Below are 24,875 nucleotides of genomic sequence, written 5' to 3'. Positions count from 1 at the left end.
ACGTCGTGTCGGTCATCAAGTTCCGGACCGGCCTGTCCGAGACGGCGGCCGGGGTGGGCGTGCTGGTAGGCGAGCGGTACGTCGTCACCTGCGCTCATGTGGTCAACACGGCCTTGGGGCTGCGCGACAAACGAGATCAGGCAAGCAAGCTCACTCGGAAGGTGCTTGTCGACTTCCCGCTACTGGACGGCCTTGGCGTATACGAGGCGGAAGTGGTGCGCTGGGAGCCGCCGCCAAGGACAGGCGTGGCCCCCGGCGACCTCGCCGGCCTGGAGATCCGCGGCAAGCGCCTCCCGGCGGCCGCGGTCGCCACCCTCGTGCCCGGCGGCGAGGTCCCGGGCACGAAGGTGGCGATGTTCGGATATCCGGGCGAACCGCCGCGTCCCGGCGGGGGCTGGAGCGACGGCACGGTGAAGGGCCGGGTGGAAAACGGCCTCCTCCAGTTGGACAGGCACCCAAACGCGGCGCTCGCCCCGCAGCCGGGATACAGCGGCGGGCCTGTGTTCGACGAGGCACACCGCGTGGTCGGGTTGTTCTGCGCGGCACCCGAGCCGGACGAGGACGCGCCCGCCGGCCAGCCTTCGGACAGCTATGCGATTCCGGCAGCCCGGCTCGAGGAGTTCTGGCCCGAGATTTGTCGCGTTCGGCGGCCGTCGCCCTACCGCGGGCTTGCCGCCTTCGAGCCTGCGGACGCCGACGTGTTCGTTGGCCGGGAGATTGAGGCCGACCACCTTGTCGACAAGGTGGAGCGGGACGGCCTGACCTGCGTGATCGGTCCATCCGGGGTGGGTAAGTCGTCGCTCCTGCACGCGGGCCTCGTACCGCGGCTGGTGGCCGCTGGCGGTTGGACGGTCATGCGTTATCGGCCGGGCGCCTCCCCGCTGACCAGGCTCGCCGCCGCGTTGCTGCAGGCTGAGAAGAATCTCTCGTCGCCCGATCAGGTGCCCCTCGACCTGCTGCCCGCGCTGGAGGACGAGATCCGCCGAGAAGGGATCTTCGCCCGCGCCGCCCGCCTCGCGTCGACCCGGGATGGACGGATGTTGATCCTCGCCGACCAGTTCGAGGAATGTCTCGCCGTGGACGGGCCCGATGAGCGGGCGCGCCGGGACGCGGCAGCGGTCGTGCGGGCGCTTCTCACCGAACCGCCGGCCGCCGTGGGCTCCGTGCGGGTGCTGGTCGCGTTGCGCTCCGACCGGTTTGGCGAACTGCAGGTCCATCCTGAGGTCCGGGCCAGCCTGGTAGATCGGGTCGTGAGTGTCCAAGCGATGCAGCCCGAGGCGCTGCGTCGAGCGGTCGTTGAGCCGGCCAGGCAACGGGGGGTGGAGTACGATCCCAGCCTGGTCGACCAGCTGATCCGCGATGCGGGGAAGGGCACCGGCCGACTGCCGCTGCTGGAGTTCGCGCTGGGACAGCTGTGGGAGGCCCAACGTGGCGGCCGCATCGAACACAAGGCGTACCAGCATCTCGACGCGGTGTCCGGCGCCCTCGGCCGGTACGCCGAAAGTGTGGTTGAGGATATCCTGCGCTCGGGCGTCGTCGATGAGCCGAGGCTGCGCCGCGCGCTACTAGCGCTGTTCCGCTCGGGCGCCGATGGCACTCCGGCGATGCGGCGTATCGTCCGCCGCGACGATGTAGGCGACTGGTCGGTCATGCGTGTGCTGGCCAGGGCGCGCCTGGTCGTTCTCGATCGTGGCGGTGGTGGCACCCCCACGGCGGAACTCGCGCACGAGGCATTGCTCGACAGTTGGGTGTGGCTGGCTCAGCTCGTCAGCCAGGAAGCAGATCTTGTCCGCTGGCGTACCCGCCTCGACGAGTTCGGACATGGCCCGGACGACCTTCTGCCTGAGAGCTGGCTCGCCGAGGCGCAGCGCTGGCTCGCCGATCGACCTGACGATATCCCCGTCGCCATCCGTGACCTAGTGGAGCGCAGTGCGGCGGCGCACGCGCGTACCGTCGAGCGGCTACGCGATCTGGCACTGCGCAGCGACGCCCTGCGCTTGGCCGCAGAGGCGGAGCTGGCACTCAGTCGGCGCGCCGTCGCGCCGGCCATTCCGGGAATCCTGGCAGCCGAATCCCTTCGGCGTGTCCGGACAGTGCACGGCGACCGTGTGGCCCGTCGGGTGCTGCGTCTGCCTCCCCGCCTTATCCACGGGCTGTACCACCGTAGCGGGGTGGCCTCCGTCGTGTTCTCCCCCGAGGGACGAGCCGTGGCGACGGCCAGCTACGACCACACCGTCCGGATGTTCGACCTAGCCACGGGTTTGGAGGCCGTTCGCGTCAACCACAGCGACCATGTGACGAGCGTCGTGTTCTCGCCGGACGGAAGATGGATCGTTACGGCTGGCCGTGGCGACGGCGCCCGAGTGTCCGACGCCACCACCGGTGAGAATGTCTGCCAGCTCAGATCCCGGGCCGACATCGTCGGAGCGGTGGCGTTCTCGCGGGATGGCGGGTATCTCTCGACCGCAGGCGTCGGCGGCGCCAGTGTGTTCGAGACGGCCGGCTGGACACCGACAGCCCACATTGACGAGGACGGCTTCGTTGCCGAGGCACGCTTCTCGCCCGACGGCCGCATCGTTGCTACGCGGAGCTCGGGCAATCGGCGCCATGCTGTGATGTTGTTCGCGGTGACTGGTGGTACACCAACCATCAGCATCGAGCGTGACTTCGCGGCCACTGCCACCGCGTTCTTGCCGGACGGTCGGCAACTTGTGACCGGCTGGGGTGACGGCGGCGTGCGCGTCATTGACGTCGCCAGTGGTAGCGAGATCGTGCATCGCCACGTGAGGGCCGATGTCCGGTCGGTGGCCTGTTCGCCGACCGGGCTAGTAGTCGCCGTGCTCGGCAACGACGGTGGAATGCGAGTGTTCTCCTCGGATACTTGGTCGCTGGTCGCCGAGTTCGAAGGCGCCGGGACCGTGCAGGCGTTCTCGCCGGACGGCGGGCTCCTTGCGATGGGGACCTCCATCAACCATGTGCGGGTCTTCGACACGGTGACCTGGGCCGAGACCTGCCGGTTGGCGTTTGACGCCCGGTTGTTGCACTCGATGGAGTTCTCCCCGGACGGCCGGTTCCTCGCGGCTGGCAGCGACGACGGCGAGGCCAGGGTCTTCGGCGCGCTGAACGGCGCGGACGCGGTGCACCTTGGCGAGGATCACTGGGTGTCGTCGGTCGCCTTTTCGCCGAATGGCCACTACATCGCCGCCGGCGGCGATGGCGGCGTGCACGTCTTCAGCACGGCCGACAGGACCAGCGTGGGCTCCCTGCGGCACGGGGGTGTGATCCGCTCGGTCGCCTTCTCGCCGGATGGCCAGTATGTCGCCGCCGGCGGCGACGACCCTGACGCCGCGGTGTTCGACGCTGTCGTGTTCGAGGCGGTCGGGGGCGCCGAGGCCGCTCGCGTGCGGCACGACGGCCCTGTACTTTCGGTGGCCTTCTCGCCGGATGGCCGGTGGGTTGCCAGCGGCGGCAACGACGGCCTCGCGATGGTGTTCGAGGCGGTCGGGGGCGCCGAGGTTGGCCAAGTCCGCCATGACGGGCCGGTCTTTTGCGTGGCGTTCTCGCCGACAGACGGCCGATATGTCGCAACGGGTGGCGACGAAGGCACCGTCAGGGTCAGCGAGGCGATAGGCGGCGCCGAGATGATGAACTTCCCACACAAGGAGGCGGTGTGGTCGGTGGCGTTTTCGCCGGACGGCCGCCACATCGCGACCGGCAGCGCCGACCGGACCGCGCGGGTCTTCGAGCTGGCGACGCGCGTGGAGGTCGCCCGCTTCGAGCATCAGGATGCCGTGCGGACGGTGGCGTTCTCGCCCACGGGCCGGCACGTCGCGACTGGAAGCGACGACAACAGCGCGCGGATGTTCGTGATTGTGGGCGCAACGAGGGCGGAGGTCATCCGGGTCGAGCATGAAGGCCCAGTGCGCGCTGTGGCGTTCTCGGTGGATGGACGATACATCGTGACTGGAAGTGAGGACGGCAGCGCACGGGTGCTCGACGCGGAACGCGGGCTGGAGGTCGCTCGTCTCGACCATGAGGAGGCCGTGCGTTCGGTGGCGTTCTCGCCCGACGGGCGGTATGTCGTAACCGGGAGCGAGGACAAGGGTGCGCGCCGTTGGCTCGTCGACCCGACGGCGATTGCCGACGAACTGCGGGCCCGTGCGATCCGGAGGCTGACCGAAGCAGAACAGCGCCTCTACGCGCTGGATACCGAGCCTGACCTCGACCGGCGATAGGTGCATGCCCGCCGCTGTTGGTCTGCCGGCGACCCTGCCAGACGGCCGGCCTGCCAGCCGTCTGGCAGGGTAGAGACGAGCGGTCCGATGCGCTGAGCTCAACTCGCTGCCGCGGCTGGAGAACAGGCGGCCGCCGAGGAAGGTGCCCTCCAAGGAGCGGTAGCCGTGGACGCCGCCGCCGAACCCGGCGACCTCGCCCCGCGACGTACAGGCCGGGCGGCGGTTCGTAGCCGTCCGGGCACAGCACCCGCCTTCGAGGTCGGTCTCCAAAACCGGCCGACCAATGAGGGTCCGGCTGCGGAACCGCCGGTCGGCAGGTTACCTCGATCATCGCCCCACGCGGCCGGCGGCCCGCCGTCGACAGCGTGGGCGAATGGTGACACTATGTGTTAACCGGACGCGGGGGATGGCGCGGGGATGGCGTGGCATGTCTGACTACTCGGTGATGCCGGCGGCGCCTCGGTCGGCCTATGAGGAGAGCTATCTCGCCGGGCCGAGCTGGGGGAGGCGCTCGCGTCCGGGTGGCGGCCACCGCCCCAGCCGCCGACGCTCGCGCTCGGGCGCGGCGAGGCGCTGCTCGCGCAGGGGCCGGTGCGGCTCTGGCAGTATTCCGGCGCCGACGTCACCTACAACCAGGGCTGGTTCGTCTCGTTCGGCAGCCCCCTGACGCTCGGCGCGTCGCTCCTGGGCAGCGCGCTGTACAACAGTCACCAGCGGCAGAAGGCCGCCGCGATGGCCGCCGAGCAGTGGCGGCTGACCGCGCAGGGGCATCTGTTCCTGACGAACCACCGCATCGGGCTGTCGCTGTCGTCCGGCTGGTGGGACATCGACTTCCGGCAGATTCGGTCCTCCGGCGTCGATGGCACCGGGATCATCCTCATGCTCAGCAACCAGGCGCCCATGCGGCTGGAGGTCTGGCCACCGCACTGGTTCTTCGTGCTGCTGCGATTCCTCGCCTACGGCGAGATCATCCGGGTTGAGATCCCGCCACACCTGCGCAGGACGCCGCCAGTTCCGCCGCCGGCCAGGCCCGCCCTGCCGCCGGGCGGCACGACCGGAGACTACCCGACCGGCGGGCCATACGGGGACACGACCGGCGGCCACCCGGGCGGCGGTTTTCAGGGCCACGACTGGTCCGCCAGGCCCTGACGCGCGGCGCCGCCAGAGCCAGTCGGCGCCGCGGGCGGTGCATCCTCGCGCCCGCGGATCCGACGCTGCGCCGGCCGGCCGGCCGGCCGCGTGGCAGTGGCGGGCCCGGCGCCGGCGGACGGCATGGCCGCGCCGGGGCGGGGCGGGGCGGGGCGGCGGGCCAGCCGGCCAGCCGGTCAGCCGGCGGTCGCCGCCGCGGCCGCGCGGCCGGCGGCGCGGCCGGAGAACAGGCAGCCGCCGAGGAAGGTGCCCTCCAGGGAGCGGTAGCCGTGGACGCCGCCGCCGCCGAACCCGGCGACCTCGCCCGCGGCGTACAGGCCGGGCAGCGGCTCACGGCCGTCGGGGCGCAGCACCCGGCCGTCGGGGCGCAGCACCCGGCCGTCGAGGTCGGTCTCCAGTCCGCCAAGGGTCTTGCGGGTCAGCAGGTGCAGCTTCACGCCGATGAGCGGGCCGGCCTTCGGGTCCAGGAACCGGTGCGGCGTGGCGACCCGGATGAGCTTGTCGCCCCGGTAGAGGCGCGCGCCGCGCAGGGCGGCGATCTGCAGGTCCTTGGTGTACGGGTTCGCCATCTCGCGGTCGCGGGCGAGCACCTGGCGTTCGATGTCCTCGAAACGCAGCAGCGGGGCGGGCGTGAGCTCGTTCATCCCGTCGACGAGCGCACGCAGGTCGTCGCGGACGACGAAGTCGACGCCATGCTTCTTGAACGCCTCGATGGGCCCGGGCGCGCCCTCGCCGAATCGGCGCCGCAGCAGCAGCCGGATGTCCTTGCCGGTGACGTCCGGGTTCTGCTCGGAGCCGGAGAGGGCGAACTCCTTCTCGATGATCTTCTGGGTGAGGATGAACCAGGTGTGGTCGTGGCCGGTGCGCTGGATGTGAGCGAGCGTCCCGAGGGTGTCGAAACCGGGAAACAGCGGCGGCGGCAGCAGCCGGCCGGTCGCGTCGAACCACAGCGATGAGGGGCCGGGCAGGATCCGGATGCCGTGGTTCGGCCAGATCGGGTCCCAGTTGGTGATGCCCTCGGTGTAGTGCCACATCCGGTCGCGGTTGATCAGGCTCGCGCCGGCGGCCTCGCTGATGGCGAGCATCCGGCCGTCGACGTGCGCCGGCACCCCGGTGATCATGTGCTTCGGCGGCTCGCCGAGCCGTTCCGGCCAGTTCGCCCGGACGAGTTCATGGTTGCCGCCGATCCCCCCGGACGTGACGATCACCGCCTGGGCGCGCAGCTCGAACTCGCCGGTGCCCGCGCGGGACGAGGCGACGCCGCGCGGCGTCGTGCTCGGCTCCAGCACCATGCCGCGCACGCCGTCGACCGTCCCGCCGGTGAGCGTCAGCGCGTCGACCTGGTGGCGGTAGCGGATCGTGACCAGCCCCTGGTCGACGGCGGCCCGCACCCGTCGCTCGAACGGCGCGACCACCGCCGGCCCGGTGCCCCAGGTCAGGTGGAACCGTGGCACCGAGTTGCCCGGGCCGTCGGCGCCGTAGCCGCCGCGTTCCGCCCATCCGACGATCGGGAACCAGCGAACACCCATCGCGTGCAGCCAGGCCCGCTTCTCGCCGGCCGCCCATTCGACGTAGGCCCGGGCCCACTGCCGCGGCCAGTGGTCCGCGCGCTCCCGGTCGAAGCCGGCGGTGCCCAGCCAGTCCTGCCAGGCCAGCTCGAACGAGTCGCGCACACCCATCCGGCGCTGCTCGGGGGAGTTGACCAGGAACAGACCACCGAGCGACCAGAACGCCTGCCCACCCAGGTTCGCCTCGTTCTCCTGCTCGACGAGGATGACCCGCCGCCCGGCGTCGGCGAGCTCCGCCGTCGCCACCAGCCCGGCGAGCCCCGCCCCAACGACGATCACGTCCGCGTCGTCATGTCGGCCGTCAGCCACGCCCACTCCCGTTCCTGGGGACCTCCGCGGGTGGACCGGCGGCCCACCGGCAGGCCGGCGGCTCCCGCCGGCCCGGGCGGCCCCGTTTCCCACGCCCCGGCTACCTTCCGCCCACGAACATCCGCCCGTCAACCGGACCTTCTCGGGGCTCGACCGGCCCATTCGGTACCTCTGGCGCCCACTCGGACCAGGTGGAACTCCAGGACCGGTCAGGCCTGTGGGGACCGCCGACCTGTCGGCTGATCCGCGAGTCGTGGACCGCGTTTCGACGGACAGGTCCGCAGCGGTGGCGATCTGGGACAGCCAGGGCCGAGCCCGGGTCGCGCCGTCGACCTGTCCGCTGATCTCGCGATGTATGGACCGCGTTTCGACGAGCAGGTTCGGGATCGCGGCCGGCCCAGGGCGGGTGCGGTCAGGCCTGGAGGCGGGCGAGCGCCGGTTCGGTTTCGAGGTCGACGAAGGCGGCGGCGTAGCGTTCGGCGAGGAGCAGGGAGATTTCCTGGCTCTGGTAGCCGTCGGTGCCGAGCGTCGAGAGCCAGATCGCGAGCCCGTAGGCGGCGCAGGCGCGGTAGTGCAGCCAGGCGTCGTCGGCGGACGGGCGGGTCCGCGCCGGCACGTCGAGCGCGGCCAGGTACTCGCCGAGCAGGTCGCGCTCCGCGCGGCGCCGGTCTTCGACGGTGAGCGCGCCGACCAGGAAGTAGGCGACGTCCTGCGGCCAGGCGCCCCGGCGCACGACCTGCCAGTCGAGGAAACCGACGTCGTCCCCGGGCAGGACGTAGGTGTTGCCGATGTGGGCGTCGGCGTGCAGCAGCGTGAGCGGCCCGCGGTCGAGGGTGGCGACGTAGGACGCCCACAGGTCGACGATCCCGTCGCCGTCGTACTTCGTCACCTCGGCCGGCAGGCTGTGCGCGCCGCGTTCGAGCCCGCGTGGCGTGAACCTGCGCAGCCCGATCTGGAAACCCTCGGTGGGCGCCCAGGTCTGGACCCAGGCGAGCTTCGGGCGGGTCGCCGCGGTGAACTCCCAGTACCGGCTGTGCAGCCGGGCGAGGCCCCGCAGGCCGTTCGCGACCTGGTCGACGGTCAGCGGCCGGGTGGAGTCCCGCGGGTCGCCGCCCCGGTCCGTCACGTCCTCCATCACCAGGACGTAGTCGAGCCCCGGGCGGTCGATGACGGCCCGGTAGCACAGCGGGTGGTCGAGGGGGAGGGGCTCGCGGGAGGCGTACAGCTCCGACTCGTTGAACAGGTTGCCGTTGCGGGCGTGCACCTCCCGGTGAATGCCCTCGGCCTTCAGGAACACCCTGGCCGGGCCGGAACCGGCCGCATAGGTGAGTTCGAACCGCGCCCGCCGGTTGGTGCCGTCATCCCGGGTGACCAGGGTGGCGTCGCGGACCTCGGCGTCCGGGTGGTGGTCGGCGAGGGCCGCGGTCATCCACTGGGGCGTCACGTCCGCCCAGTCGGCGGGTACCCGTAACGGGGCCGGTTCCGTCGTCGTGTTCGCCTCACCTGTAGCCATTCCACGGAGTATGCGTTCACTCAGATTCCTGGGTCAACGCGGGTGGCAGCGGGAGGCTGGCGGCCGCCGCTCCGGTGTCGCCGGCCGCCCGGCCAAGCGGCTTCCAGTGCCGCGACCGCCAACGTTGGCCTGCGACATGATCGCCGATAGTGCCCTGGGGAGGTCGCGGACAAGGGCAGGTCGCAACCTCTCCAGGGCAGAAACGGCGATCATGTCCGGCGTCGCGACAGAGCGAACCTTGGCAGGCCGGCATTAGCCCGCGGGGGCGGCGGGCTTCTCCCAGATCGAGACGTGGTGCGGGCTTTCACCAGTGAACGGGCGGCTGGTCCAGTCCTCCCACCGGTCACGCAGGCGCAGGCCGGCGAGCTGCGCCATCAGGTCGAGCTCCGCCGGCCACACATACCGGAACGGCATCGACCAGAACGAGCCGCGGCCGTCGACGACGTCGACGTAGTTGGAGCTCATCCGCTGGGTGGCGACGTCGTAGACGTCGTAGGCCCAGCCGGTCGGGCTCACCTGGAATGGGACGACGTTCTGACCGGGCGGCAGCCCGCGCAGCGCGGGCACGTTGACCTCGACGACGAAACATCCGCCGGGTTCGAGATGCGCGGCGGCGTTGCGGAAGCAGTCGACCTGCCCCTGCTGGGTGGTCACGTTCATGATCGTGTTGAAGACCAGGTACACGACGGCGAAGGCCCCGTCGACGGTGGTCGTGGCGAAGTCGCCGATGGTCACGTCGACCGTCTCGGCGCCGGGCTTCGACCGCAGCCGCGCGACCATCGCCCGCGACAGGTCGACACCGTGCACCGCGACGCCCCGCCGGGCCAGCGGCAGCGCGATCCGCCCCGTACCCACGCCGAACCCCAGCGCCCGACCGGTGCCGGCCAGCCTGGCCAGGACCTCGACCACCGGGTCGACCGCCGCCGCGCTGAACCGCTCGGGCGACATCGCGTCGTAGTCAGCCGCGACCGCCTCGGGAAAGTACCCGTCCTCGTCGATCACCGGCGGACCGTATCCGGAGGCCGCCGGGAGCGCACCCGAGTTTCCGGCGCCTGGCCGGCCAGTCCGGCGAAGGGCTGGACCGCGCGGAGGGCAGGATGGTCGGTATGGGGCGCATCGACTACTACCATGATCCGAACGCGCCGGCGGCGAACGCGCTGGTGGTGGGCGGGTGCGCCGTCGTGCCCGACGGCGACGGGCGGATCCTGCTGCAGCGGCGGGCCGACAACGGCGAGTGGGCGTTGCCCGGAGGCGGGATGGACATCGGCGAGACGCTCGCCGGCTGCGTCATCCGCGAGGTCCGGGAGGAGACCGGGTTCGACATCATCATCGAGCGGATTGTCGGCGTCTACTCCGACCCCGGCCACGTCTTCGCCTATGACAACGGCGAGATCCGCCAGCAGTTCTCCATCTGCCTGGCGGGCCGGATCGTCGGTGGCGCGCCCGCGGTCAGCGACGAGTCGACCGCCGTCGCCTTCTTCACCACCGACGAGATCGAGCGCCTCGACGTGCACGAGAGCCACCGCGTCCGCATCCGCGACTACCTAGCCGCCGCGCCCGCCGTCCTGCGCTGACGCCCCGCCGGCGGTGACCCGCCTGCCGGCGGTGATCCGCCTGCCGGCGGTGATCCGCCCGCCGGCGGTGACCCGCCTGCCGGCGGTGATCCGCCCGCCGGCGGTGAGCCGCCCGGCAGACCGGACGGTCCGGCCGCCAGCGGCCACGTCGACGCGCTTGCCGTCACGCCGGCGTCCCGGCCGACAACGGCTGGCCGACCTTGCAGCCGTCCCGGTAGACCGCGAGCGCCTTCAACCCCAGCCGCCAGCCCTCCAGGAAGATCTGCTCGATGTCGGCCTCGGTCGCCGAGGCCGGCAGGTTCACCGTCTTCGAGATCGCCCCGGACAGGAACGGCTGGACGGCCGCCATCATCCGCACATGGCCCAGTGGGGCGATCGAACGCTCGCCCATCGCGCAGTCGAACACCGCCAGGTGCTCAGGCGCGAGCCCCGGGGCGCCGACGACGTGGCCGTGCTCGGCGACGTGGGCGACGATCGCGCCGGCCGCCGCGTCGTCGTAGCCGAGGGCCCGCAACGCCCTGGGCACGGTCCGGTTGACGATGCGCATGACGGAGCCGGTGGCGCTGTGCTTCGTCTTGACCAGGGCTAGGTCGGGTTCGATCCCCATCGTGTCGCAGTCCATCACCAGGCCGATCGTCCCGGTGGGCGCGAGGAGGCTGACATGGGCGTTGCGCCAGCCGTGGCGCTCGCCGAGCGTCCGCGCCCGCTCCCACTCGCCGGCCGCCGCCGCGAGGATCGCGGCGTCGGTCGGACCCACGGAACGGACCGCGGCGCTCGCCTCGGCGTGGCGGTCGACGACGCGGCGGTGCGCCGCCGCGTTGCGGGCGAAGCCCTCGTACGGCCCGAGCGCGGCGGCGAGCTCGGCCGAACGCCGGTAGGCGACCGCGGTCATCAGCGACGTGACGGCCGCCGCGATCGCCCGGCCCCGCGGCGAGTCGTAGGCATGCCCCATCGCCATGAGCAGCGCGCCCAGGTTCGCGTACCCGATGCCCACCTGCCGGTGGTCCCGGGTCACCTGGGTGATCCGCGGCGTCGGCAGCTCGCCGAAGCTGACCGAGACGTCCAGGGCCAGCATGACGAGCTCGACGGCGGCGACGAACCCCTCGACGTCGAAACCCCCGTCGTCGCGCAGGAAGCGCAGAAGGTTCAGCGACGCGAGCGTCGCGGCGGAGTCGTCCAGATGCAGGTACTCGCTGCACGAGTTGCTCGCCGAGATCGGCCCCGAGGCCGGGCAGGTATGCCAGCCGTCGATCGTGTCGGCGTAGTGCAGGCCGGGGTCGGCGCACTCCCAGGCCGCCCGCGCGATCGCGCGGAACAGCTCGCGGGCGCGCACCGTCTCGACGGTCCGGCCGTCGCGGCGCGTCCGCAGCGCGAAGGGCGCGTCCTCGGTGACCGCGCGCATGAACGCGTCGCTGACCCGTACCGAGTTGTTGGCGTTCTGGAACTGGACCGAGTCGAGGTCGCGCCCGCCGACGCCCATGTCGAACCCGGCGTCCCGCAGCACCCGGATCTTGGCCTCCTCGCGGGCCTTGCAAGCGACGAAGTCGACGATGTCGGGATGGTCGACGTCCAAGAGGACCATCTTCGCGGCGGGCCGGGTGGCGCTGCCGGTCCGGATGGCGCCGGCGGTGGCGTCCGCTCCGCGCATGAAGCTCACCGGGCCCGCCGCCGGGCGGCCCGAGGACAGCGGCTCCCGGGACGACCGCAGCCGGGACACGTTGACCCCGACCCCGGCGCCGCCGCGGAACAGCAGCGTCTCCGCCCGGTACCAGTCCATGATCGATTCGAGGGAGTCGTCCACGGCGAGGATGAAGCAGGACGCCACCTGCTGGGGCGCCGACGTGCCGACGTTGAACCACACCGGGCTGTTGAAGCTGAAGACCTGGCGCAGCAGCATCCAGGTCAGCTCGTGCTCGAACGCGAGCGTGTCCTGTTCGGCGGCGAAGTAGCCGGCCGACCGGCCCGCCGCCGTGTAGGCGCCGACGACCCGGTCGACGAGGTCGCGCAGCGACCGCTCCCGGCCGGCGGCGCCCGGGTCACCCGGGTCACCCGGGTCGCCTGGGTCGCCGCGGAAGTACCTGCTGGTCACGATGTCGGACGCGTGGCTCGACCAGAAGTCCGGGAACTCCACCCCGCGCTCGACGAAGTACGCCACGCCGTCCCGGCCCGTCAGGACCACGTCCCGCCGTTCCCAGGTCGTCTCGTCATAGGGATGGACGCCGGGGGTGGTGTGGCGCCGGCCTACCCGCATCCCGCGGTCGGCGCCCGGCCGGGGTCCCGGGCCGGAGACCGGCGGGTCCTGCGCGGTCCGCCTGGTCTGCCGGGGAAGGTCGCCGACACCGGACAGCCCGGCCGCGGCGGTTTCGGACATGCTGGCTCCTCGAGGGCGTCCGTTCGGCTGAATGGCGAGGAATGGAGAGCCGGCGCCGGTAGGGCGGCTGGCGAGAGAGAGCCACGTCGGGGCTCGCCGTGGGTCTTTCAGCGTAGGCGAATGCGCTCGGGTTCCCGGGGGAATCCTCTCATCTTTCTCGCTGAACTTTTCCGCGCGGCCGCGTGGGGTGACCGCCCGCACACTGATCCCGCCGAGGCCGTTCCCGCCACCCGTCCACCCGCGTTCGGCGGCCCTCGACCGAAAGGGGTGGCTGTCGCGTCGGTCCACGCGGGCCCCTTGGGCCCTGCCCGTCCGGCGACGATCCGTGTGATGCCGGTTTCATTTGCGTGTTGAACGGCCTCGCCGCCCCGAGGGTATGCCGCATTCAGCCGAGGTCCGTCGACCGGGATGGCGACGGTCACGAGACCGCCCTTGCGCGCGGCGCGGGTCGCCTTCGGAGAACCCCGCCGGCCGCCGACGGTATTTGTCGTCGTCCGGTCGCGCGAAATTTAACCAAGCGGGTCTTGACGATCGGCGGCTGTTAATTTTTTCCAGCGGTTTCGGGGTCGAGGAGGATCAGTACAGCCGTTGGCGGTGGCGATGATCCAACGGCTGTGTGGGCGAGCCCGTCGATCGTGTGTCCCTCTGCGCGTCCTGGCGGCCACGCCCCGCGTGTGTCGCCGGAGATGCGTGGGTGGATCAGGCCGGTGTCGCGGTGTCGAGGGGCAGCAGCCGGCGCAGCACGTCGTCGAGGGTGATCACGCCCAGGGTGGCGGTCCCGTCGAGGACGACGGCGAGCTGGTTGCGCGTCTCGCGCATCTGGGCGAGCGCCGTGTGCAGCGGCGTCTGCCCGTCCAGCCGCAACGCCTGCCTGGTCAGGTCACGGATCGGCTCGGCGACGTCCCGGGTGAGGGTGTCGCGCACATGCACGACGCCCCAGTCGGCTTCTCCCTGCCGGACCAGGATCCGCAGGTGACCGGAGGCGCGGCTGGCGGCCTGCACGTCGCCGACGGTCGCGTCCCGTTCGACGGCCGCCAGTTCCCGCCTCGGGGTGACCAGATCGCGCACCCGCAGGTCGCGCAGGTCGAGCGCGCCGGTGAGCGGCGCGGCGTAGCCGGCCTCGAGCGCGCCGACGTTCGCGGAGTGCTCGACGAGGTGGCGCAGCGCCGCGGGGTCCTGGCGGGTGACGACATGGTCGGTGGCCTCGACGCCGACGCGGTGCAGGCACCAGTTCGCCACGCTGTTCAGGGCGCGCAGCGCCGGCCTCGTCACCCACATGAAACCCCGCATCGGCAACGCGAGCAGCATCGCCGAGCGCTCCGGATGCGCGATCGCCCACGACTTCGGGGCCATCTCGCCCACGACGAGGTGCAGGAACGTGACCACCACCAGGGCGAGCACGAAGCTGCCGGCGTCGGCGAACCACGAGGGGCCGCCGAGGTCGGCGAGCGCCGGTTTGAGCCAGTGGTGCACGGCCGGCTTGGTGATCGCGCCGAGCGCGAGCGTGCAGACCGTGATTCCCAGCTGCGCCCCGGCCAGCAGCACCGTCAGCTCGCCGGAGCTGCGCAGCGCGGCGCGGGCCGCGCGGCTGCGGCCGGCCGCGTCCTCGAACCGGTGTCGCTTCGCGGCGAGCAGCGCGAACTCGACCGCCACGAAGAAGGCGCTCAGCCCGATGATCGCGAAGGTGCAGACGGCGACGACCCAGGGGTTCTCCACGTCAGCCCTCCTGATCGTGGGCGGGCTCGTCGCGCAGCTCCAGCCGGATCGCCGCCGGCACGTGGTTGTCGACCTCCATCACGATGGCGCGCAGCACCCGCCGCGGCGCCTCGTCGCGCAGCGCCAGCTCCCCCGGGTCCGGCGGCAGCGTGACGTCGACGACGGTCCCCGCCCTGGGAAGCGCCCCGTGAACGGAGATCACCAGACCGGCGATCGTCTCGTAGTCACCCGGCGGCAGCTGATGCCCGAGCGTCCGTTCGACCTCGTCGACGTGGAAACCGCCCGGCACCAGCCAGGCGCCGTCGCCGATCGGGTTGACTCCCTCGAACGCCGCCGCGGCGTCGTGCTCGTCGGTGATCTCCCCGACGAACTCCTCCGCGAGGTCCTCAATGGTCATGATTCCGGCGAAGCCGCCGAACTCGTCCACGACACAGGCAAGTTGTTCCTTCTTGCCCGTCATCTCCGCGAGGGCGGCCGGAAGCCGCATCAGCGTCGAAATCACGAGCGCCGGCCGCGCGAGCTCACGGGCCGGGATGTCCGGGGCAGGCGCGTCCAGCACGTCGGCGAGGTGGATGACACCGGCCACCTGCCCGTCGTCGTCGACCACCGGGTAGCGCGAGTGCCCGGCGCTCATCAGGATCCTGACCTCCCCGACCGGGAGGTCCCGCTCGACGACGTCCACCTGCGAGCGCGGGATCATCGCGTGCTCGACGTCGCGGCGCGGGAAGTCCAGGATGCGGTCCAACATCAGCGAGAGGTCCACGGGCAGGTCGCCCCGCTCCCGCGACTCGGCGACGATGTGTTCCAGGTCGCGCGCCGAGGCGGCGTGCTCGAGGTCATGCACCGGTTGGATGCCGAGCAGGCGCAGCAGCATGGTGGACGCCTGGTCGAACACCCAGACCAGCCAGCCGAAGATCCTCAGGTAAAGGAGGGTCGACCACGCGAGCCTGCGCGCGATCGGCTCCGGCCGCGCGATCGCGAGGTTCTTCGGGAACAGCTCGCCGAAGATCATCTGAATGAAGGTGGACACCATCAGGGCCAGCACGGTGCCGAGCGCGACGCCGACGGCCGTCGACAGCCCCACGCCCGAGGCGACGTCGCCCAGCGCGCTGCCGATCAGCGGTTCGGCGACGTACCCGACCAGCAGGCCGGTCACCGTGATGCCGAGCTGAGCGCCCGAGAGCATGAACGAGGTGCGTCTGGTCACCTTCAGCGCGCGTCGCGCCGCGGTGTCCCCGGCCTCGGCCATCACTTTCAACCGGGATCGGTCCACCGCCATGTAGGCGAACTCCTGGGCGACGAAGTAGCCGGTCGCCAGGGTGATGAGCAGCACCACCAGAAGACCGAGCAGCAGCGACAGCGCGGTCACCATCCGCGCCGCGCCCGCTGCCCGGGTCTGTGCGGCTCAGCCGCCCCCGCCATTCGCCACCTTCCACGCATCGCGGGCCGTGTGCCGCGAGATGACTCTCCACGCGCCGAGCCGGCCCACGAGATATCCAGGGCGGCCACAGGCGCCAAAACCAGGCGGGAACGACGGGCTCGCCGCCAGCCGCCGACCCCGTGAGCATCCGAAGCGGGACGGCACAGGTCCCGCCGTGCGTCCCGGAGACTCAGGAACTCGCCGCGCGTCGCTCCACGCCGGCGTGCGGCCGCATGCCGGCTGTCATCGCCGTGCACGCCGGCCACTCCGGGATCCCGAGGCGACCGCATGGTGGCCACTGTCAGCACCACGCTGACACCGTCTCCAACGGACGTGCTCCACCTACTCGTTCCGGAAGCCGAACCGCCGGTCGGCGGCACAGCTGCGCGCCCCGGCTCGTCCAGGCCACCATACCGACGCGCAGGTCACCATGTCCGGGCGGCGGACAGCGGCGGGCCGAGCGGCGGGACCGTTGCCCGAAGCGGAGCGCCTGCCGGTGGCTGGCCCTGCCCGGCAGGGCCAGCCACCGGCAGGCCAGATCGGTCAGGAACGAACTGAGCGACGGGTGAACACCCGCCGGAGGAGGACGAGCACGATCGCGCCGAGGATCGAGCCGACAATGCCGGAGGGCTGCAGTGCCCCCTCGCCCAGGTCCTTGTCGAACAGGGCGTACCCGAGGAACCCTCCGACGAAGGAACCAGCTACCCCGAGCAGCACGGTGCTGAGAATGCTCATCGGGTCGGGGCCGGGCACGAGCAGCCGGGCGAGCGCGCCCGCGACGAGACCCAGCACGATCCAGCTCACGATGGTCCAGATCACAGCGTCTCCATTGTCCGAAACGTCGGTGATGATGCCGGACTAGGTGGTACCTCCACGATCACGCCTCAAACGCCCTCCAACTGACCAGGATGTGACACTCACACCTGGTTTCCTCGGCTTCTCTTGAGTCTTGGTCGCCGAGGATAGGGCGATGAATACCGTGCCGCGACCGCGGCCCGGATTTTAGAATCGTGGCCGGCGGGCGGCGGCAGGAGACACGGTCCGCGACCAACGACGACGGCGCGGCAACGCTCTTCAGCGCGTCCGCCGCGGGCACGAGCGCGACCGAAGCGGCCGGCTCCGCCACAGCGCCTGTGGACGCGGCGGTCACGGACGGGTGACGAGCGCCACCACCCCGGCATGGCGAGCCGCGGGTCAGCTGACCGAGCGGCGGGTCAGCTGGCGTGGTGCGTCAGGACCGCGTGCCCGGAGCCGGTCTGCGCGCCGGCGGCGTGGTCGGTGTGCACCGTGGCGCCGGTCAGCCGTGGGACGCCGTGGATCAGGGCATGCTCCGCCTCGACCGCGATCGCGTGCGCCTCGACGACCGTCAGGTGCCCGGCCACCACGATGTCGGCCTCCGCGCGCAGCTGGTGGCCGATCCAACGCAGCCGTATCGCGCCCACCTCCCGCACCCCCGCGGTCCCGGCGAGCGCCGACTCGGCGGCGTCGACCAGCGTCGGGTCGACGGAGTCCATCAGCCGCCGGCAGATCTCCCGCGCCGCGTCCCGCAGCACCGCCAGGATCGCCACCGTGATGAGCAGACCCGCCAACGGATCCGCCAGCCGCCAGCCGAGTGCCACCCCCACCGCGCCGAGTACCACCGCCAGCGACGTGAACCCGTCGGTGCGGGCATGCAGCCCGTCGGCGACCAGCGCGGCCGAACCGATCCGCCGGCCCACGCCGATCCGGTACCGGGCCACCCACTCGTTACCGACGAAGCCCACCACCCCAGCCACACCGACCGCCCATACATGCGTCATGGCGCGCGGGTGCACGAGCCGGTCGACCGCCTCGTAGGCGGCCAGCCCGGCCGACGACGCGATCACCAGCACCACGACGATCCCCGCGAGGTCCTCCGCCCGGCCGTAGCCGTAGGTGAAGCGGCGAGTCGCCGGACGCCGGCCCAGCAGGAACGCCACCCCCAGCGGAACCGCCGTCAGCGCGTCACCCGCGTTGTGGATCGCGTCCGACAGCAGCGCCACCGACCCGCTCAGCACCACGATCACCAGTTGGAAGACGGCCGTCACACCAAGGACCACCAGCGAGATCCACAACGCCCGCATCCCGGCCGCCGACGACGTCACCGCCGAGTCGATCCGATCCGCCGCGTCATGCGAATGCGGCTTCACCAGATGCTTCAGCCAACCGACCACGCCCCGCGCGTGGCCGACACCTTCACCGTGAGAATGCCCGTGGTGAGCGGGATCTCCGTGCGGGTGACCATGGCCGTGGGCATCGTTGTGGTGATGACGACCGCCGTGACTGTGCCCGTTGTCGCCGTGCCGATCGCGCGCTCCATCCTGAGCGCCCGAGGTGGGAGTCGCCGAGGTCGGATCTGCCATGCGCCCACCGTGCCATAGAACAATCAATGCGGCGACGGCGCACAACGGCTATCTGCGCAGCTGCGAAAACCTCGCAGCTCGGAATTCTGTGCATTCACCTGTTGCCGCAACCCGACACACGTTCAACCGGCGTTCTGGAGCGCTCCTCCTCGCTCGACCGGCGTCGGCTGATCTGTCCAGGATCTGCGGGCCGGCGGGCGTGTGCGCCAGCCGCTGGGGCCTCGCGTTCGCCTCCGCGCGCTTCATCCTTTGTCTCGCCCCCCAGGGCCGGGATCAGGAGAGGGTCACCGAGTGCAGCATCTGGCCGGTGCCGTCGCGGGCGAACAGCGACAGCGGCGGCCTGGTCTGCGTCTGCTCAGACGGGTCGATCGCCCTGTTCCAGTAGAGGGCGAACGCGCCCGTGGCACCGATGGGGATGTTGATCGCCTCCCCGTTCGGGATGAAGGCGAACAGTTCCTTCACCTGCGGGGACACCCGCCCGAAGGCCTGCCAGAACCAGGTCGGGCGCTCCCAGTCGACCACGCCATCCTCCGTGGTGCTCGTGTTGAACACGTCGATCGGTGTCTGTGGTGGCAGGGAGAAGTCGGGGGTGCGGTCCGAGGTCCACCACTGGAGCATGGGTTTGTCGGACCAGGAGAAGTCCGGCGGGCCGTCGCGGCTGACCAGTTCGACCAGGCAGGCGGCCAGGCCCTGGCTGTTCTGGACGAGCACGAGGGGGCCGTCGACCGCGACGAGCAGCCGGCCGTCGCCGTCCGGTGGCGCCGGGCGGCCGTTGTTCCCTGGGACGCAGCGGTGGACGACCGCTGCCTGAGCGTCGGCGTCGAGGTCGAGCAGCCGCCGGGTCTCGACGAAGCGAAGCGTGACCGGCTCGCCCGCTGGGCCGGTGGGGAGCGCGACGGGCGGGGGTCCGCCAGGGCTGGCCGACCCGGCCGGTACGGTCGCCGCGCCCCCGTCGCCAGGGTCGCCGCACGCCGCCAGGGCGAGGGCCGCCACGGCGACGATGCCGGCAGACCGCCAGCGCCGTCGGCGGATGGCGCGCGCGACCCGCGGCCCATGGCGGTCCGCGACCCGGCCGTCGCCCTCGATGCGCATCCGACCTCCATGCATGCCCGAACGCCGCCGATCGGTTGCCGGTGGGGCGCGGCCGTCACGTCGATCTTGCCGGGCGCGCGCGACAGTGGCAACCGCGCGACGCGCCGACCGGGCCCACCGCGGGGCGCGGGCGTCAGTCGGAAACGCGACTCCGCCAGCCTCGATCCCCGGTGTCGCGTGGCGGTTGGTCGCTGGCCTCAGGCCGGCCCAGGCGCGGAGGACATCGCGCTGTTCGCCGCGTAGATGATCTGGTTGAGGGCGACGTTGAGCTGCCGCAGCTCCTCGAGGTCGAGGCCGAGGCGAGCGACGACCTGATGGGGGACCTGTTCGGCGCGGGCGCGGAGGTCCCGGCCCGCCTGGGTGAGGCTGACGGCCAGCTGCCGCTCGTCGGTGGTGTTGCGTTCGCGGCGCACCAGGTCGGCGGCCTCGAGCCGCTTGAGCAGGGGAGACAGCGTTCCCGGGTCCAGCTGCAGCAGGGCGCTGAGTTCCTTGACTGACAGGGGCGCGTGCTGCCAGAGCGCGAGCATGACCAGGTACTGCGGGTGCGTGAGCTCGAGCGGCTCCAGGATGGGCCGGTAGAGCGCGAGCACGCTGCGTGACGCGACCACGAGCGCGAAACACGTCTGGTTCTGCAGGGCCAGGGGGTCCTCGACCGCCGGTTCCGCCGCCGAGATCTCACTCACAGGCCCGCCCCGTCCGCTGGATCGTTCGTCCACAGACCAAGATGATACAAACAGTTGGTGCACCAATCGTTGGTGCACAGGGCGGCGTCGTGGCGAGTCCTCGTCGCGGCGTCGTCCACCGGCCCCGCGGGTCGATGACCCGCGCGGGAGCCGGGAACGAGTCGACCAGGTGAGGAGCGGGCCGTGGCGAAGCGCAAGGCCGAGGACGAGGGCTTCCGGCACATCAACTTCTTCCACGCCATGCTGCTCAAGGCCTTTGGCCCACCGGAGCTGGGCGAGAACGGCCCGTTGGCCGGCACGAGGTACGACCCGGCGCTCAAGCGGGCGCGGGCCCAGCGCCAGTGGGAGGAGCGGCGCGCCCGGCAGGCGGGCCGTCAGCGACCGCGATAGCCGGTCCGCGCCGCGAGGATCGATCGCACGGGAGCCTGTCGACCGCTTGGGCGATCTGGTCGGACACCGGCAGTGCCTGGACTTTGGCTCTCAGCGTCGTGCGCGCGCTGGTCGCCGAGGGGGCGCGGGTGACCGCGGCCGCGCGCAAGGTCACCCCGCGGCTCGCCGAGCTCGGTGACGCCGTGACCCAGGTGGCCGTGGATCTCACCACGCCAGCCGGGGCCGACCTCCTCGCCGCCCAGGCTGGCCCGACGGACATCCTCGTCAACAACCTGGGAGGCGTGACCGACGACAGCATGCGTTCCCAGGGTTTCCTCGCGATACCGGACGAGTCCTGGCAGCGGACGTTCGAGCTCAACCTCTTCAGCGCCGTCCGGGTCACCCGGGCGCTCCTGCCGGGACTCCTGGAACGGCGAGGAGTCGTCATCACGATCTCGTCGATCGGCGCCCGAGCCGCGTTCCAGCCGGTCGACTACGGCACAGCCAAGGCAGCGTTGACGAACCTGAGCAAGGCGCTTGCCGAGGAGTTCGGTGCCCGAGGGCTGCGAGCACTGACGGTCAGCCTAGGCCCGACCCGAACCCGCAACTGGGCGGATGAGGACGGGTATGCCGGCCAACTGGCCAGGGCGAACGGAGCGACGCTGGACGAGTTTCTCGCCGAGGTGCCGGCGCGGATGGGCATCACGACCGGCCGGCTCACGGAGCCGGCGGAGACGGCCGCGCTGGTGGCCTTTCTGGCCTAACCACGGGCCGGAAATCTCACCGGTGCCGACTACATCGCCGACGGCGGTGTCCTGAAGGCCGTCTGATGGTGAACCACCGCTGAACAGGCGGCCGGAGTTCCCGCGGGTCACTGTCCCAGCCGCGGCAAGCAGCGCTGTCGATCCTCTCGCGGGAGCCTGACCAGCACGTTTACATGATTCAACGTGGCTACGGCCCCGCCAGGACGGCGCCGCAGCGCACGCACGCCGTCGGCGGTTCCTGCTCGGCGAACAGGCCACACTCCGGGCAGACCCGAGCCAGCCAGCAGGCGGGGTCACCACCTTCGCGCGGGCCGTCGTCGTCCAAAGACTCGGCGTCGTCCAGAGAATCGGCGCCGTCCAACCCTGCGGTGTCGGTCACGAGTGCTCGGCCGGGTGGTGACGGCGCGAGATGGTGACGAGTTCGCTGGCCGGTTCGCCGGCGAGGCGTCGGCGCAGCGAACCCGCTATGCGGGTGGCCTGGAGCTTGGCGCGTTCGGCGAGTTCGCCCTGGTAGAGGTCGTCGATCGTGCCGGCCCACAGCTCGAGCCAGCGGGCGAAATGCGGGGGGGTCAGCGGGGACCGCGCATGGAGAGCGGCGTGGGCGCGCAGCGCGTTGCGATGGTAGGTGCCGGCCCGGAAGAGGACGGTCTCCCAGAAGTCGCACATGATCGGCAGGTGTGCGGCAAGGTCGAGGCGCGCCACGTCGACGAAGATCGGGCCGAGCAGCGGGTCGGCGAACGCCCTGCCGTAGAACGCGGTGACGAGCGCGGCGATGTCCTCCCGGCTCGCGATGTCGCGGACCGGCGCGCATCCCGGGCCGGCGGTCACGCGAGGAGATCCTGAGCGAGCAGGACCCCGAGAGTCGGTAGCAGGATCACTTTGACGGTCTCCAGGAGGATGTAGGCGACGTGGAGATGGGAAGGCGGCGGAGGGCTTCCCGCGATCACCTGTTCGGCCCGCCGGTCGAGGGCGGGGCGCAGGGCCGCCAGCTGGCCGGTGAGAATGATGAGAACCGCGGCGGCTACCCCCCATTCCGGGGCAGCTGGTGAGCGAAGGGCCAAGGCGACCAGAAGGACTGCCGCCAGGACGGCCTCCAGCCGGTTGACCGCGCGGAACACCAGCCGGCCGATGCCCAGGCCCAACGGGATCGTGATCCCGGGCGCGCGGAACTTCAGCGGCGCCTCGAGAAACGAGATCCCGGCGACGAGCCCGAGCCAGGTGAACGGGATGGCTACCTGAAGGATCGCGGCGGCGTCACGCACGGGATCTCCCGGGGGCCGGTCCGGCCGGGGTGGTCAGGTGCGCCACGCACAGGCCGGGCTCGGCGAAGGGCACGAGGCGGGTGTCGAGTGGCGGTGCCGCGAGGTGTTCCAGCGCTCCGCGCAGGAGCCCGAGGTGCAGGGTGCAGACCACCTCGGGGTGAGCCCTGGCGACGCCGATGAACGGGCAGGCATGCAGCAGAATGCGCTGGCCGCCGGATTCGTCGGCGAGTTCGGGGTCGAAGCCCATTTCGGTGAACAACGCCATGACCTGTCGCATGATGTCGCCGAGCGCTCTTAACTCGGGGACCGGTGGCTCGGCGACGTTCGTGGTGGCGTCCGGTGACCGGGTCGGGAAGCGTTCCTCGGCCCAGGCTCGGCCAGCCTGTTCCGCCCGCGCGGCCTTCTCGGCGGCACTGTCCGCCAGGTTCGCCGCGAGCGCGGCGGCAAGCTGTTCGTAGCCGTCTCGGTCGTCGCCGGGGCTGGTGGGCGTGTAGGTGACCCGCGGCCGACCGGGTGTCGAACGCGGCCGCGACCCGGTGACCACGAGCCCGGCGGCGGCCAGCCGGTCCAGGTGGAAGCGGACCGTCGACACGGCCAGGCCACTTTCCTGGGCGAGCTGGCGGGCGTCGAGCGGGCCCGGGGCCGCTCGCAGGAGGCGGAGCAGGTCCAGGCGGCTGGCCACAGCCAGCGCGCCGTGGCGGCGGCCCCGGTCGGCCGCCGGGCCGCTGGCCGCGGCGACGCGCTGCCCGCCCCCGCTCGGCCCGGGGCGCCTGCCGGGGGCGGCAGGGCCGGGGCCGCCGGTCATACCCGCGGCGGGTAGCCGGCGACCAGAGGTGTGTCGGCGCCGACCGGGCCGACCTTGCCCGCTCCACCAGGCGAGCCCAGCGCGGTGTCCCGGCCGGGCAACGGCTCGGCGAAGAACTGGGCGTTGTCGGCGATGAACGGCCGCAGCGCCTCCGGGACATCGTCCTCGTAGGCGATCGCCTCGACCGGGCACACCGGCTCGCACGCCCCACAGTCGACGCACTCGTCGGGCTGGATGTAGAGCGCGCGCCCACCCTCATAGATGCAGTCGACGGGGCACTCGTCGACGCACGCCCGATCCAGGACATCGATGCACGGTTCAGCGATCACATATGTCACGGCGCGCCCTTCGAACGACGACCATCTCCGCGCCAAGTTTACACGACAGACATCGTTTTTATTGTGGTCGAGGCGCGAACGGTGCCCGGACTGGCCGCCCTGGCCGTCTGGCGGCAGCCCGACCACGGGCGCGCGACAGCTCACCAGCGGTGTCAGTGCCTGGGCGGCGGGACCACCCGAGCCGGGCCCGGACCGCCAGACCTTCAGGCATCCCCTAGCGGTCGTCGTTGCCTGGCGCCGGGCCGAGCAGGGACACGAAGACGTCCTCCAGCCAGCGGGTGAGCTGGGTCTGGCTCCAGCCCCGCTCCTCGACGAGCAGCGCCACGGGGTGCCAGCCGACCAGGGCCCACAGGGTGTCGGTCGCGCGGTCGGCGGACAGGCCTGGCCGCAGGCCGCCGGCGTCGGCCACGGCCCGGATCACCCGCCGGGTGTCGGTGTGTCGCCGGCGCTGGTAGTCGCTCCACGCCTCGCGTAGGGCCGGGTCGGTCGCGGCGGCCTGCTCGAAGGCGCGGTAGAGGGGGTAGAGCCGCAGCAGCGTGGGCGCGCCCATGCGGGCGGCGAGCCGGGCCTGCGCGCGGGGGTCGCGGGCGGCGAGCAGCGCGCGCATCTCCGGGCGGTCCAGCAGCGGGACCGGCTCGTCGTCCCCGACGATCGCCCGGTCGACGGCGAGGAGCAGGAGCTGCGGCTTCTCGGCCACCGCGTAGACGGACTTCGGCGTGACGCGTGCCTCTTTCGCGATCGCCGCCATGGTCGTGGCGGCGTAGCCGCGTTCGGCGAACAGCGTCGACGCGGCGGAGATGATCGCGTCACGGGTGGCCGCCGCCTGCTCCGCCCGTCGCGGGGCATGGTAGCGGCGCGCTTCTTTGGCTACAGTCATGCTCACCTCAATTCAGTATCACTGTAGTGAAAGGTCGTCCCGGTGTTCATTGTCACCGCTGTGCTGTCGGGGCTGCTCGCCGCCGCCATGGCGCAGTCCGCGGTCAAGAAGATCAACCCCGACAAGGACTCGCTGGTGCTGCGCGATCGGCTCGGCGTGCCGCCGAGGGTGTGGACCGCCGTCGGTGTCCCGGAGGCGCTGGCCGCGGTCGGCCTCGTCGCCGGGCTCTGGTGGGCGCCCCTCGGCGTCGCCGCGGCCGTCGGCGTCGCGCTCGTGATGGCCGGCGCCGTCGCGTTCCATCTGCGGGCGCGTCTGTTCGGCGCCGCCCTCGCGCCGCCGATCGGCATCGGCGCCGTGGCGATCGCCGCGGCCATCCTGCGCGCCCTGACCGCCTGACCCGGCGCGCGCGGGGGTCGCGCGGGGAGCCGGCCGTGCGGGACGGGTTGTCC

General features: G+C 71.8%; 22 protein-coding genes. 6 read left to right on the top strand and 16 right to left on the bottom strand.

What is annotated here, in order from left to right:
- Positions 1–5: 5 nt before the first annotated feature.
- Together I6A81_RS37890 and I6A81_RS37885 are read left to right on the top strand one after the other, a co-directional pair.
- Positions 6–4,235, top strand: coding sequence for an nSTAND1 domain-containing NTPase (locus I6A81_RS37890; RefSeq protein WP_203006862.1), 4,230 nt, complete (start codon positions 6–8; stop codon positions 4,233–4,235).
- A gap of 591 nt (positions 4,236–4,826) precedes the next feature.
- Positions 4,827–5,384 (top strand): hypothetical protein, encoded by a 558-nt coding sequence (locus I6A81_RS37885; protein ID WP_203010460.1) that lies wholly within the window; start codon positions 4,827–4,829, stop codon positions 5,382–5,384.
- A 176-nt stretch (positions 5,385–5,560) separates the two neighbouring features.
- Here the strand turns inward: I6A81_RS37885 and I6A81_RS37880 are convergent, their stop codons facing one another.
- The 3 genes from I6A81_RS37880 to I6A81_RS37870 all read right to left on the bottom strand — a co-directional run bounded on the left by I6A81_RS37880 (position 5,561) and on the right by I6A81_RS37870 (position 9,776).
- Entirely contained in the window at positions 5,561–7,261 is a 1,701-nt protein-coding gene (locus I6A81_RS37880) for an FAD-binding dehydrogenase (protein WP_203010459.1), read from the bottom strand.
- Between the two features lie 412 nt (positions 7,262–7,673).
- Complete coding sequence (locus I6A81_RS37875; RefSeq protein ID WP_203006203.1) at positions 7,674–8,774, bottom strand: protein kinase family protein; 1,101 nt, start codon at positions 8,772–8,774, stop codon at positions 7,674–7,676.
- 252 nt (positions 8,775–9,026) lie between these two features.
- Positions 9,027–9,776: a class I SAM-dependent DNA methyltransferase gene (locus I6A81_RS37870; protein WP_203006202.1), complete on the bottom strand. Its 750-nt coding sequence runs from the start codon at positions 9,774–9,776 to the stop codon at positions 9,027–9,029.
- Positions 9,777–9,880: 104 nt separating this feature from the next.
- Between I6A81_RS37870 and I6A81_RS37865 the strand changes: the two genes are divergently transcribed.
- Positions 9,881–10,348, top strand: coding sequence for an NUDIX domain-containing protein (locus tag I6A81_RS37865; RefSeq protein ID WP_203006205.1), 468 nt, complete (start codon positions 9,881–9,883; stop codon positions 10,346–10,348).
- A gap of 163 nt (positions 10,349–10,511) precedes the next feature.
- On the opposite strand, the gene I6A81_RS37860 is transcribed toward I6A81_RS37865, so the two are convergent.
- The 7 genes from I6A81_RS37860 to I6A81_RS37830 form a co-directional block, all read right to left on the bottom strand.
- Positions 10,512–12,719, bottom strand: a complete 2,208-nt coding sequence (locus tag I6A81_RS37860) for a vitamin B12-dependent ribonucleotide reductase (protein WP_203006201.1) — start codon at positions 12,717–12,719, stop codon at positions 10,512–10,514.
- Between the two features lie 699 nt (positions 12,720–13,418).
- Complete coding sequence (locus I6A81_RS45915; protein WP_203006200.1) at positions 13,419–14,435, bottom strand: hemolysin family protein; 1,017 nt, start codon at positions 14,433–14,435, stop codon at positions 13,419–13,421.
- Position 14,436: 1 nt separating this feature from the next.
- Positions 14,437–15,807, bottom strand: coding sequence for a hemolysin family protein (locus tag I6A81_RS37850; protein ID WP_203006199.1), 1,371 nt, complete (start codon positions 15,805–15,807; stop codon positions 14,437–14,439).
- A 591-nt stretch (positions 15,808–16,398) separates the two neighbouring features.
- Positions 16,399–16,674, bottom strand: a complete 276-nt coding sequence (locus I6A81_RS37845; RefSeq protein ID WP_203006198.1) for a GlsB/YeaQ/YmgE family stress response membrane protein — start codon at positions 16,672–16,674, stop codon at positions 16,399–16,401.
- A 395-nt stretch (positions 16,675–17,069) separates the two neighbouring features.
- A complete protein-coding gene (locus I6A81_RS37840) occupies positions 17,070–18,236 on the bottom strand; it encodes a cation diffusion facilitator family transporter (protein WP_203006197.1) in 1,167 nt (388 codons plus the stop codon).
- 273 nt (positions 18,237–18,509) lie between these two features.
- Positions 18,510–19,328 (bottom strand): hypothetical protein, encoded by an 819-nt coding sequence (locus I6A81_RS37835; RefSeq protein WP_203006196.1) that lies wholly within the window; start codon positions 19,326–19,328, stop codon positions 18,510–18,512.
- 197 nt (positions 19,329–19,525) lie between these two features.
- On the bottom strand, positions 19,526–20,002 hold the full coding sequence (locus tag I6A81_RS37830; protein ID WP_407661445.1) for a MarR family winged helix-turn-helix transcriptional regulator: 477 nt from the start codon (positions 20,000–20,002) through the stop codon (positions 19,526–19,528).
- A 192-nt stretch (positions 20,003–20,194) separates the two neighbouring features.
- Between I6A81_RS37830 and I6A81_RS37825 the strand changes: the two genes are divergently transcribed.
- Positions 20,195–20,401: a hypothetical protein gene (locus I6A81_RS37825; protein ID WP_203006194.1), complete on the top strand. Its 207-nt coding sequence runs from the start codon at positions 20,195–20,197 to the stop codon at positions 20,399–20,401.
- On the top strand, positions 20,353–21,144 hold the full coding sequence (locus I6A81_RS37820; protein WP_307875182.1) for an SDR family oxidoreductase: 792 nt from the start codon (positions 20,353–20,355) through the stop codon (positions 21,142–21,144). Before I6A81_RS37825 ends, I6A81_RS37820 begins: the two co-directional genes overlap by 49 nt.
- A gap of 187 nt (positions 21,145–21,331) precedes the next feature.
- On the opposite strand, the gene I6A81_RS37815 is transcribed toward I6A81_RS37820, so the two are convergent.
- The 6 genes from I6A81_RS37815 to I6A81_RS37790 all read right to left on the bottom strand — a co-directional run bounded on the left by I6A81_RS37815 (position 21,332) and on the right by I6A81_RS37790 (position 24,426).
- Positions 21,332–21,523 carry a hypothetical protein gene (locus I6A81_RS37815; protein ID WP_203006192.1) on the bottom strand — a complete coding sequence of 64 codons (192 nt, stop codon included), beginning with the start codon at positions 21,521–21,523 and terminating at the stop codon, positions 21,332–21,334.
- Positions 21,520–21,972 (bottom strand): group III truncated hemoglobin, encoded by a 453-nt coding sequence (locus I6A81_RS37810; RefSeq protein ID WP_203006191.1) that lies wholly within the window; start codon positions 21,970–21,972, stop codon positions 21,520–21,522. The genes I6A81_RS37815 and I6A81_RS37810 overlap by 4 nt, the downstream gene beginning before the upstream one ends.
- A complete protein-coding gene (locus tag I6A81_RS37805; RefSeq protein WP_203006190.1) occupies positions 21,969–22,406 on the bottom strand; it encodes a hypothetical protein in 438 nt (145 codons plus the stop codon). The genes I6A81_RS37810 and I6A81_RS37805 overlap by 4 nt, the downstream gene beginning before the upstream one ends.
- Entirely contained in the window at positions 22,399–23,211 is an 813-nt protein-coding gene (locus tag I6A81_RS37800; RefSeq protein WP_203010458.1) for a helix-turn-helix transcriptional regulator, read from the bottom strand. The genes I6A81_RS37805 and I6A81_RS37800 overlap by 8 nt, the downstream gene beginning before the upstream one ends.
- Positions 23,208–23,549, bottom strand: a complete 342-nt coding sequence (fdxA, locus tag I6A81_RS37795) for a ferredoxin (RefSeq protein ID WP_203008437.1) — start codon at positions 23,547–23,549, stop codon at positions 23,208–23,210. The genes I6A81_RS37800 and fdxA overlap by 4 nt, the downstream gene beginning before the upstream one ends.
- Before the next feature lie 214 nt (positions 23,550–23,763).
- Positions 23,764–24,426 carry a TetR/AcrR family transcriptional regulator gene (locus I6A81_RS37790; protein WP_203029869.1) on the bottom strand — a complete coding sequence of 221 codons (663 nt, stop codon included), beginning with the start codon at positions 24,424–24,426 and terminating at the stop codon, positions 23,764–23,766.
- A 42-nt stretch (positions 24,427–24,468) separates the two neighbouring features.
- Between I6A81_RS37790 and I6A81_RS37785 the strand changes: the two genes are divergently transcribed.
- A complete protein-coding gene (locus I6A81_RS37785; RefSeq protein ID WP_203008439.1) occupies positions 24,469–24,822 on the top strand; it encodes a DoxX family protein in 354 nt (117 codons plus the stop codon).
- Positions 24,823–24,875: the final 53 nt, after the last annotated feature.

It is taken from the genome of Frankia nepalensis, from assembly GCF_016786325.1.
Lineage (GTDB): Bacteria > Actinomycetota > Actinomycetes > Frankiales > Frankiaceae > Pseudofrankia > Pseudofrankia nepalensis.
This window is presented reverse-complemented; position numbering and strand designations above follow the sequence as displayed.